At 38.9% G+C, this 2472-nt stretch carries 3 protein-coding genes; all 3 read left to right on the top strand.

Translation table 11 applies throughout. The features are described 5' to 3' along the window. A partial coding sequence (locus tag AM629_RS24110) for a hypothetical protein (RefSeq protein WP_054481699.1) occupies positions 1 to 783 on the top strand: 783 nt, incomplete at its 5' end. Further along, the gene (locus tag AM629_RS20835) at positions 780 to 1748 is read left to right on the top strand and encodes a hypothetical protein (RefSeq protein ID WP_054481697.1); all 969 of its coding nucleotides are present in this window, start codon (positions 780 to 782) and stop codon (positions 1746 to 1748) included. The genes AM629_RS24110 and AM629_RS20835, both read left to right, overlap by 4 nt. Continuing rightward, on the top strand, positions 1745 to 2041 hold the full coding sequence (locus AM629_RS20830) for a hypothetical protein (RefSeq protein WP_054481695.1): 297 nt from the start codon (positions 1745 to 1747) through the stop codon (positions 2039 to 2041). Before AM629_RS20835 ends, AM629_RS20830 begins: the two co-directional genes overlap by 4 nt. Positions 2042 to 2472: the final 431 nt, after the last annotated feature.

Raw genomic sequence — 2472 nt, 5'->3', positions numbered from 1 at the left:
ACCCAACGCCGCGCCCGAAGTATTACCTTAATCCCGGTTACATTAGGATTAATTACCAGCCTATTATTAACAGTAAATGATTTTATAAAAGAACGAAGAAGCGCTGAAGCTAATCTTCATGATTGGGTAGCGTTGGTAAAGGAGAAATATGGAGAAGAATTTTATCTACGCAATGACTTACCCGATTATATGGAAGATGCCCGTTATATAGGTAATGATAAAGAAATTTCGCTAAGAAAATATTTATATTATCGTTATACTTTTTACCCAAGTAGCACTCGACTTCTCATTATTGATATAAGCTTCCTACTGCTCTATCTGCTGATTATTCCGCCTTTTGCATGGGCTATACTTTTTTTACGCCGTCAGGCGCCACTAATTATCGATCGTGAACGACAGATTTTCTACACCTGGTATAAAGGTAAAGCCTATGCTGCCCGTTATCCACAATTAGGAATGGGGGAAAAAACTAATATTTTTTATCTCAAAGTCTACGGTCTGGATGAGAATAACAACCTTATCGGGCGTGGTTTTATCCCCAATGTCACCAGCTACACTTTTGCGGCCTTAAGCAATGGCAATGATAAAGCGCTGGCAGTCGCATTTATGGTGAAGTTTTTATTAAACGGTAAAGAAGCAGTCAGTAAAGTAGATTATAAACGTCGTGGACCGCTTATCTGGTGGAGTAAAGATAAAAGACCCGCCGATTTAGAGGATCAAATTCCATTAATTTTGGCCGAACTGGATCGCTTAGGTCCCCCTGATGAAGATCTTTCCGAATGAAAGTGAAATTAAAAAATTTACTCAAAAAGTGGTTTCCTACTATACATCCACTGCCAGCCAAACGGCTGGCACGCTGGGAAAAAGAGTTTTTAGCCGCACCACTGGATATTAAGAATGAAGAAACTATTAAACATGTGGAAATACTAGATCGCCTAAATGATAAAGAGTGCTGGGTTAGAAGTCCCCAGCGCCGTTTTAGAAGCATTACCCTGATCCCAGTAACATTAGGGATTATTAGTAGCCTTATTCTCAATATTAACGGATTTATCGAAGACCGTAAAAATGATGAGAAAGCTATCCATCGGTGGGTCAATCTAGTAAAAGAGGAATATGGCGACGAATTTTATCTGAGAAATGACTTACCAGACTATATGGAAAATGCTCGTTATATTGGCAATGATAAAGAGATCTCCCTGAGAAAATACCTGCATTACCGCTATAATTATTATCTATACAGCGACTATTTCTTTAAAGTTGACATGGGGTTCCTGTTGCTCTATCTGCTAATCATTCCACCATTCATCTGGGGTATTTTTTTTTCACGCCGTCAGGCACCATTAATTATCAATCGTGAACGACAGATTTTTTACACCTGGTATAAAGGTAAAGCCTATGTCGCCCGTTATCCACAAGTGGGTATGGCAGAAAAAACTAATATTCTGTATCTCAAAGTCTACGGACTAGACGAAAATAATAACCTTATCGAGCGAGTATTTATCCCTAACGTCAGCAGCTATACTTTTGCCTTCTTAAGCAGTGGCAATGATAAAGCGCTGGCAGTCGCCTTTATGGTGAAGTTTTTATTAAATGGCAAAGAGGCGGTCAGTAAAGTAGATTATAAACGTCGTGGACCGCTTATCTGGTGGAGTAAAGATAAAAGACCCGCCGATTTAGAGGATCAAATTCCATTGATTTTGGCCGAACTGGATCGCTTAGGTCCCCCTGATGAAGATCTTTCCGAATGAAAGTGAAATTAAAAAATTTACTCAAAAAATGGTTTTCCACTATTCATCCACTGCCAGCCAAACGGCTGGCACGTTGGGAAAAAGAGCTTTTGACAGCGCCACCGGATATTAAGGATGCAGAAACCATGAGGCCGTTTATCAAACTGGAACTAATAGAAACCGATTTGCTGGAAGCCCCTGAACCACGTGATATTCGATCGTTCGTAACAGAGTTAACACAGGAAGGAAAGATTATTACGGGTTTTCCCTGCGCCACAGTTGTCAGCCTCAGGCTGAAAAACTGGTTGCTATAATGAGAAGGACAGCGGCTGCAATGCGTCATGTTGAGCGAAAAGATGATGAGTCATTGAATAGCTCATTGTATTCATAGTCATTACCTCCCAATGTTGTACCCATAGCTGTACTTGTACAAATATAAGTACGCAAGTGTTGTACTAATGATATTTCTGTGACTCCAATTCAATCTCATGGAGAAAATGACTGAGTGGGAATTTTCAATGATAATTTCATGTTTTCCACCCGGACTTTTCATCTGACAAAACCGACGATAAACTTAAACAGTAAAAAAATGAGAGGTGTTTTTAGGGATTAAATGACCCTGAAAATTAACTTTTTTATCCATTAAATCGTGCTTAAATACCCGTATTTTCAGATAATATTCTTTTACGGGATAATTTCTTTTCAACTTTCTATTAATAGTTGATGGTTTTAATTAAGTCTAAAT

The organism is Photorhabdus heterorhabditis (assembly GCF_001280945.1).
GTDB classification, from domain to species: domain Bacteria; phylum Pseudomonadota; class Gammaproteobacteria; order Enterobacterales; family Enterobacteriaceae; genus Photorhabdus; species Photorhabdus heterorhabditis.
Note: the sequence above shows the minus strand (reverse complement) of the source record. Positions and strands in the feature narration are given on the sequence as shown.